This window comes from Magnetococcus sp. PR-3 (genome assembly GCF_036689865.1).
Taxonomy (GTDB): Bacteria; Pseudomonadota; Magnetococcia; order Magnetococcales; family Magnetococcaceae; genus Magnetococcus.
The window spans coordinates 32,187-40,250 of record NZ_JBAHUQ010000044.1 but is presented as its reverse complement, the minus strand read 5'-3'; the positions used below and the strand labels follow the sequence as shown (position 1 = coordinate 40,250).

Annotated in this window: 8 protein-coding genes; 7 read left to right on the top strand and 1 reads right to left on the bottom strand. The window is 51.3% G+C overall.

Annotated features, from left to right (window positions below; genetic code table 11):
* Positions 1–236: 236 nt before the first annotated feature.
* Complete coding sequence (locus V5T57_RS19120) at positions 237–737, bottom strand: hypothetical protein (protein ID WP_332892865.1); 501 nt, start codon at positions 735–737, stop codon at positions 237–239.
* A 485-nt stretch (positions 738–1,222) separates the two neighbouring features.
* Here V5T57_RS19120 and V5T57_RS19115 point away from each other — a divergent pair, with 485 nt between their 5' ends.
* The 7 genes from V5T57_RS19115 (at position 1,223) to lptM (ending at position 8,004) form a co-directional block, all read left to right on the top strand.
* A complete protein-coding gene (locus V5T57_RS19115) occupies positions 1,223–1,447 on the top strand; it encodes a sulfurtransferase TusA family protein (RefSeq protein ID WP_332892864.1) in 225 nt (74 codons plus the stop codon).
* Between the two features lie 18 nt (positions 1,448–1,465).
* Entirely contained in the window at positions 1,466–1,936 is a 471-nt protein-coding gene (gene dsrE2 / locus V5T57_RS19110; RefSeq protein WP_332892863.1) for a sulfur carrier protein DsrE2, read from the top strand.
* A 502-nt stretch (positions 1,937–2,438) separates the two neighbouring features.
* Positions 2,439–3,614 (top strand): aspartate aminotransferase family protein, encoded by a 1,176-nt coding sequence (locus tag V5T57_RS19105; protein WP_332892862.1) that lies wholly within the window; start codon positions 2,439–2,441, stop codon positions 3,612–3,614.
* A gap of 46 nt (positions 3,615–3,660) precedes the next feature.
* Positions 3,661–4,626, top strand: a complete 966-nt coding sequence (gene argF, locus V5T57_RS19100; RefSeq protein WP_332892861.1) for an ornithine carbamoyltransferase — start codon at positions 3,661–3,663, stop codon at positions 4,624–4,626.
* Positions 4,627–4,649: 23 nt separating this feature from the next.
* Positions 4,650–5,873 (top strand): argininosuccinate synthase, encoded by a 1,224-nt coding sequence (locus V5T57_RS19095; RefSeq protein WP_332892860.1) that lies wholly within the window; start codon positions 4,650–4,652, stop codon positions 5,871–5,873.
* 330 nt (positions 5,874–6,203) lie between these two features.
* Complete coding sequence (gene argH / locus V5T57_RS19090) at positions 6,204–7,595, top strand: argininosuccinate lyase (RefSeq protein WP_332892859.1); 1,392 nt, start codon at positions 6,204–6,206, stop codon at positions 7,593–7,595.
* Positions 7,596–7,887: 292 nt separating this feature from the next.
* Positions 7,888–8,004: an LPS translocon maturation chaperone LptM gene (gene lptM / locus V5T57_RS19085; protein WP_332892858.1), complete on the top strand. Its 117-nt coding sequence runs from the start codon at positions 7,888–7,890 to the stop codon at positions 8,002–8,004.
* Positions 8,005–8,064: the final 60 nt, after the last annotated feature.

Here is an 8,064-nt window from a genome sequence, read left to right as displayed (position 1 = left end):
TTATTGATGCATTGTGACGAGTTACGGTGGATGCTGAACAGGGAGGGACGTGTTTATTTATGCGTTACTTATGCCTAGGGGCTCTTGTCGTGGGGGTTGGGGGGCTTTGAATGTGTGGGAGGGGTTGTGGCGCAGGTTGTGGGGGAAAGACCGTTTAAACAAGCTTTTGGCCACAAAAAAACGCAACCGACCCTGTTAGGTCGCGGTTGCGTTTTTTAAAGGTAGAGTCAAGCCACTTAATCGACTGATTTGGGCTTTAACGGTAAGGGCAGGGTTAGGTTGATAAAGTCATTACGGATCGGGGGTGTCAATGTTACGTAGCGGTCCGATTTGTAATCCATAAAATTGAGCTTACCACCCATCTCAGTATTGCGCTCTAAGATCCCCTCTGTAATAGAAGAGGTGCAGTTTTCTAGGCAGATGCCATAGCCATTGTACTCTGCAATCACAACAGAGAAGAGCGGCAGAGCGCTGGTCATAGTGGCGAGGTCAGAGTTTTCCAAGTAGCCTTTTTCAATCAATCCATCCGGGGCCCCCTGAACCATCAACGGGTAGCTGCCATAATCCCTGTAGTAGGCGACCGCAGCACTGGATAGCGTCAAAAAAAGGCCAAAAAGCACGGTATGCTCATCGGTCGGCATGATATCGGCAGCACGACGTTCGCGAATGTCGCGCATCTTGGCCAACATCCACAGAATCAGTGTCAAAATAAACAGAACCAGTATGTATTTGAACATGGGCCGACTTCTGGTTAAGGGTTGCACGGGTTTTAGGCATTTTTCTCTCTGTTTCTATAACAGATTAGCGTACAGCTAAAACCGGTAATCAAAGGCTTATATGCACACCCTGTTCCTATTTGTGTGGATTTTATCATTCAGTGTTTGTCTGAGGGGTAAAAAAATCAGGTACACGAACCGTTAGCAGGGGGATTTGCGGGAAACAAAGGGACGATGTGACGGTAAACCGAAAAAAAAGTAAAAGCTGATTATGTGATCTTGAAATTTCAATATCTGTTTTGAAAATGCCGTAAATACAAATGGTTGATGCGATGATGTTTCAGCTTATCTGTCTGTTTTGTCGAGGAATAACGAGGCTTCTTGACGGTTGTGTGAAAAAAAACGTTGCATCATACCCTGAACCCATTACCTTATAGTAGATTATTATGTAGTGCTAATACTGTGAAATCATGTGGCCCTCACGGCCCCAACGGAGGAAATGAAGCATGGCTGATAAGCACCTGGACGCTAAAGGACTGAACTGCCCCCTGCCCATTCTGAAAGCCAAGAAGGCTCTCAAGGATATGCAACCCGGTCAGATCCTGTCGATTGAGGCCACTGATCCCGGTTCTGCCAAAGACTTCGAGTCTTTCTGTGCCCAGACCGGTAACAAGATGGCTAAAGCTTCCGAGAACGGTGACGTTTTCTACTACGAAATCGAGAAGCAATAAGCTAAGGGGGGGTATCACATGTCCGATCAAAAGAAAATGGCCATCATCGCCACCAAAGGTACGCTGGATTGGGCTTATCCCCCGTTGATCCTGGCAACCACGGCGGCGGCTCTGGATTACGACGTTTCCATCTTCTGGACCTTCTACGGTCTGCAGGTAGTAAAGAAGCAGCGTGATCTTAAGATCTCGCCTTTGGGTAACCCTGCTATGCCTATGCCGGTTCCCATGCCCGTCCTGGTTCAGGCTATTCCTGGTATGGAAGCCATGGCAACCGTGATGATGAAGGACAAGATGAAGAAGAAGGGTGTTGCCTCTATCGATGATTTGATGGAGCTGGCCATTGAAGCAGAGATCAAAATGATCGCCTGCCAGATGACCGTTGACCTGTTTGACTTCAAGCACGAAGAACTGTTGGATGAGCTGGAGTATGCGGGCGCAGCTAAATTCTTTGAAGAAGCAGGTGAAGCAGATATCACGCTTTACATCTAATCCAGCTCATTCTGTTTTATGCGAAGAGATGGATGTTTGACACAAAAAGCCCGGTTTATACCGGGCTTTTTGCTTTTTGTTAACTCTTTGTTAGGCCTGAATAGGGTGGCAAGCCGTGTTGGGGGAGGTATGGTATCGGTGTGGGGTGTAGAGGTCACCGGTACGGCTCACTAAACCTCTTAAATCATAAGGTTTAACATCTTCATGGATTTTTTAGCGTCAATTATATTTCCACAGAGTGGCTAGGTTTTAGGGGGGCGGACCCGTTGGGTTATCTTGCCTGAATGACAAGATATACCCAAAAAAAGGAGAGAAAGCCGGCTACAAAAGCGCTGTTTGCGACAAGGGGGCTAGATAAACCGGCCCAGATCAGGTAAAAAGAGTGTTTTTTCGGAATTCTATGTGCGGGATGGTCGTGGGGATGAAAAGCGATCCATACCGTGGGTAAATTTATAGGCTCTCTTACCGAGAGCGGTATGTTGGTTAGGGGAGCTTGGGGATCATGAACGACAAAACCGGTTCGATCATGTCCACCTATGGACGGTATCCAGTCGCCTTTGAACGGGGTGAAGGGGTGCGTCTTTGGGATACCAACGGACGGGCCTATTTGGATTTTCTGTCCGGTATTGGGGTGAATAACTTAGGTCACAGCCATCCTGCTGTGGTTGAGGCGGTTCAAACCCAGGTGGCCAAGCTGACCCACACTTCCAACCTCTACCGTATTCCCAATCAGGAAGCCTTAGGGGAGCGGTTGATCAGCTCCTGTTTTGCCGACCAGGTCTTTTTTAGCAACAGCGGTGCCGACGCCAACGAAGCGGCCATTAAGCTGGTGCGTAAATATATGAAGGATCGCGGGCAGCCAGGTCGTTACGAGATCATTACGGCAACCAACTCCTTCCATGGCCGTACCCTGGCTACCTTGACCGCATCGGGGCAGGAGAAGGTTCAGGCGGGTTTTGAGCCTTTGGTGCCTGGGTTCCGCTATGTACCGTTCAATGACCTGGAGGCCATGGAAAAAGCCATTGGCCCCTATACGGCTGCCATTATGTTGGAGCCGATCCAGGGTGAGTCCGGTATTCGGGTGCCCGATGGGGATTACCTGAACAAGTTACGTGATCTGTGTGATCGTAAGGATATTCTGCTGGTTCTGGATGAAGTTCAGTCTGGTATGGGGCGTACCGGTAAGATGTGGGCCCACCAGTGGAGTGATGTCACACCGGATATTATGACCGCTTCCAAGGCGTTGGCTTCTGGGGTTCCCATGGGGGCCTGCTTGGCTAAGCGCGAGATTGCGGCAGCCTTTGCACCGGGTACCCATGGTTCCACCTTTGGTGGCAACCCCCTGAGTGCTGCTGCCGGTCTGGCTACCTTGGATGTTATGTTGAGCGATGACTTTTTACCCCAGGTGCAGGCACGGGGTGAATATTTCATGAATGCGCTCCGCCAGATGGCCGAAGGGCGCCGCATGGTCAAGCAGGTGCGTGGCCAGGGCTTGATGGTGGCTGTAGAGCTGAATGCACCCGGTGAAGAGGTGGCTTCTATCTGTCTCTCCCGTGGTTTGTTGATTAACTGTTGCATGGGTACCATCCTGCGCTTTTTACCACCATTGGTGATCTCGGAAGAGGAGATTGACCAAGGGGTGGCAATTTTGGCGGAAGTACTCTCCGATCTATTCTAAGTTTCTCCTGAGCACGGAGAAACGCCAACAACGTGGCGAAGTCGTTATGGGCAACAACACGCAACCAAAGCGGGACCTTCTGGCACTGACCGACCTGGACAGTGGGCAGTTCACCGCACTTTTTCAACGGGCTGCTACCCTCAAGCAGAAGCTAGAGAAGCATGAGCCTGTGCGTACACTGGATGGCCGTACCCTGGCTATGCTTTTTGAAAAATCCTCAACCCGTACCCGTGTTTCTTTTGAAGCCGGGATGTTCCAACTGGGTGGTAAAGCGCTGTTTTTATCTGCGCGGGATATTCAATTGGGGCGTGGTGAGGGGGTAAAGGACAGTGCCCGGGTGCTTTCCCGTTATGTGGATTGCATCATGGTACGTACCTTTGAACAGGCCAATGTTGAGATTATGGCGGAGTATGCCAGTGTTCCGGTGATCAATGGTCTAACGGATACCCTGCATCCCTGTCAGGTGCTGGCAGATATCTTTACCTATGAAGAGAAACGTGGATCTCTCAAAGGTAAACGGGTTGCCTGGATTGGAGATGGCAACAACATGGCCAATACCTGGATCCAGGCGGCTGTGCGTCATGGGTTCCATTTGACCCTGGCTTGCCCCCATGACTATGAACCCGATGCAGATATCCTCTCAGCGGCCCGTAAGGAGCTTTCTGAGCGTGAGGTGGATGGTTCCATCACCTTGGTGCGGGATCCCCGTCAGGGGGTGGATCAGGCCGATTTGGTGACGACCGATGTCTGGACCTCAATGGGGCAGGAGGAGGAGAACACCAAACGTAAGGAGGTCTTTGCCTCCTATCAGGTGGATAGTGGCCTGATGGCTGCGGCAGATCCTGATGCCCTGTTTATGCATTGTCTACCGGCCCACCGGGGTGAAGAGGTGACGGCAGCTGTGTTGGAAGGGTCTCAATCTGTGGTGTGGGATGAGGCGGAGAACCGTCTGCATGTGCAGAAGGCCATTTTGGAACTTTTGGTACTTGGTGATTTGCCCGTAGAGGCATAACCAACGCGTGGAAGGTGGATAGCATGTCCAATAATATCGATAAAGTGGTTCTGGCTTACTCCGGTGGCCTGGATACCTCCATCATTCTGAAGTGGCTTCAGGATGAGTACCAGTGCGAAGTGGTGGCTTTTTGTGCGGATTTGGGTCAGGACGAAGAGCTGGAGCCTGCCCGCGCCAAGGCTGAGCAGTTTGGTGTAAAAGAGATCTACATTGATGATCTTAAAGAGGAGTTTGTACGGGACTTTGTTTTCCCCATGTACCGTGCCAATACCCTTTATGAAGGGGTTTACCATCTGGGAACCTCTATTGCTCGCCCGCTGATCGCCAAGCGTCAGATTGAGATTGCCAATGCCACCGGTGCCGAGGCCGTTTCCCATGGGGCCACGGGTAAAGGGAATGATCAGGTACGTTTTGAGCTGGGTTACTATGCGCTCCGTCCTGATATTAAGGTCATTGCACCTTGGCGTGAGTGGGACCTGACCAGCCGTGACAAGCTGTTTGGTTATGCTGAAAAACATGGTATTCCAGTGCCCACCGACAAACGTGGTGAAGTGCCTTACTCCATGGACCGTAACCTGCTGCATATCTCTTTTGAAGGGAATGCGCTGGAAGATCCTTGGACAGAGCCAGACGAAGATATGTTTGTACTCTCCGTCTCCCCCGAAGCCGCGCCCGATACCCCCACCTATGTGGAGATGACCTTCCGTCAAGGTGACCTGGTGGCCATTGATGGGGTGGAGATGAGTGCTGCGACACTGTTGGCCAAGCTCAATGAGTTGGGCGGTGCCAATGGTATTGGTCGTTTGGATCTGGTGGAAAACCGCTATGTTGGTATGAAGTCTCGTGGTGTATACGAGACACCAGGTGGCACCATTTTGGGTGTGGCACACCGTGCGATGGAGTCGTTGACGCTGGATCGTGAAGTGGCGCATATGAAAGATGAGTTGATGCCCCGCTACGCCAAACTGGTCTACAACGGCTACTGGTTCTCCCCTGAGCGGGAGATGCTGCAGACCATGATTGATGCCTCACAGGCTTTTGTGAACGGTAAAGTTCGGCTGAAGCTCTATAAAGGTAACGTCATCGTGGTGGGTCGTCAGTCAGATAACTCACTGTTTGATCCGGCTATTGCCACCTTTGAAGATGATGAAGGTGCCTACAATCAGGCCGATGCCGATGGCTTTATCAAGCTCAATGCACTGCGTATGCGTATTGCGGCTGTGTTGCGTAACGGCCCTGAAAAATAACCAGAAAGGGGGCCTGGAGGTGGCATTTCTCCGGGCCCTTCTTTTGGGTTGGTTTGACCATTCAAACCGTTGAACTTACCCAAAACCAAGGGGCTGTCTGCTTGGTTACATGTCCGAAATAGGGCTTGGGGTTTTTCAAGGGATACGCACTTTCCCCTTTTAAACGAAGGGTAAAGGGTTACGCCCCAAGGTTTTATCTTTTCGTTTCCAATACCGTTCATCATTGATCCCTTCTGATTCCCCCGTATACTTTGTGCATCAGTCGGTATGGTGTGTGGCCCTATCCTACCTTTTCATTTGTTAACTCAACCGAATCTACGGAGTCATCGCATGTCTGACGGCAAGCCTATGGGCAAATTGTGGGGTGGACGTTTTAGTGAACCCACCAACGCTTTTGTCGAAGCATTCAGCGCCTCCATTGAATACGATGTGCGTCTCTACCAACATGATATCCGTGGCTCCAAAGCCCACTGCCGCATGTTGGGCCAACAGGGGATTATTCCCCAGGCGGATGCAGATAAGATTTTGGCCGGGCTGGACCAGGTCCGGGGTGAGATCGACCGGGGTGAGATGACCTACAGCAATACGCTGGAGGATATCCACATGCATGTGGAGAGTCGCCTTACCGAGATTATTGGTCCTGTGGCGGGTAAGTTACACACCGCCCGTTCACGGAATGATCAGGTGGCTACCGACTTCCGTCTCTATTTGCGGGATGAGTTGGATGCCATCTTGGAGGCGATCCATACCCTGCAATCCGGCTTGGTAAACTTGGCGGATAAGCATGCCGATGTGATCATGCCCGGCTTTACCCATATGCAGAGTGCCCAGCCGGTTACCTTTGGCCACCACCTTATGGCCTATTATGAGATGCTCAGCCGTGACTATGGCCGTTTTCGTGATATGCGCCCCCGCTTGAACCGTATGCCTTTAGGTTCTGCAGCCTTAGCGGGTACCACTTTTCCCCTGGATCGGGAGAGTGTGGCCAAAGAGTTGGCATTTGATGGATTGTGTGAGAACTCCTTGGATGCCGTTTCGGATCGGGATTTTGCCATTGAGATGATGGCCGCCTGTTCGACTTTGATGATGCATCTCTCACGTTTTTCCGAAGAGCTGATTTTATGGAGTGCTCCGGCATATGGCTTTATCCGCCTGCCCGATGCATTCTGTACAGGTTCCAGCATTATGCCCCAGAAGAAAAACCCCGATGTTCCTGAGCTTGTACGGGGCAAGGTGGGGCGTGTTTATGGGGCGCTGACCGGGGTTTTGACCCTCATGAAGGGTCTACCCTTGGCCTATAACCGGGACATGCAGGAGGACAAGGAGGCGGTCTTTGATGCGGTAGATACCGTGCGCGCCTGCTTGCGTGTTTTTGGGGATATGGTTCCAGGCATGGAACCTCAGGTTGAGAAGATGCGTACCACAGCTGGGGCGGGTTTTGCCACAGCGACAGATTTGGCGGACTATCTGGTCCGTAAACAGATCCCCTTCCGTGAAGCCCATGAGATTGTGGGTACCATCGTCCGTGTGGCGGAAGATAAAGGGGTAGATTTGGATGGGCTGACCTTGGCGGATCTACAGTCTGTGGATGGCCGGATTGAGTCGGATGTCACGGGGGTCTTGTCGGTAGAGGCCTCGGTTAATGCCCGTCAGGCCATCGGGGGTACGGCTGTAGAGACAGTGCGCCAAGCCATTGCCAAGGCCAAGATCGCACTGGGCTAAGCGCCTTCTATACTTCAAATGATGATGGGGGAGGCTGGGTAGAGATGACCTGGTCTCCCCCTTGGTCTTCTGTTCTAGGCTCTTTTTTTGTGGGATGAAAAGCCCATTTTTGGGTGTGATTCATAACCGGATGGTATGGGTGGAACGCCTAACTTTATCCTGGGTCTCTTTTTAGGATGGCCTAAGATCTGCTGTTTAGAGCCACGGTTTCCATGCCTGCGCTCTGGACCCACACCCACAAAACAACGTATAACAGAGCTTTAGGATCCAGATTTTTTTGGGAGAATAGACCATGCGTACCTTACTGGTTGCTGTGATCACCCTGTTTGTACTCTCTGGCTGTGGCTATAAGGGCGATCTCTATATGCCGGATGAGAAACCTGGTAGCAAAAAAGAGAAGAAGTACTAATTCGATTGGCGGTATCTGCCTCTTCCACGCAGACCTGTGTATATGGCGCAGGATATCTCC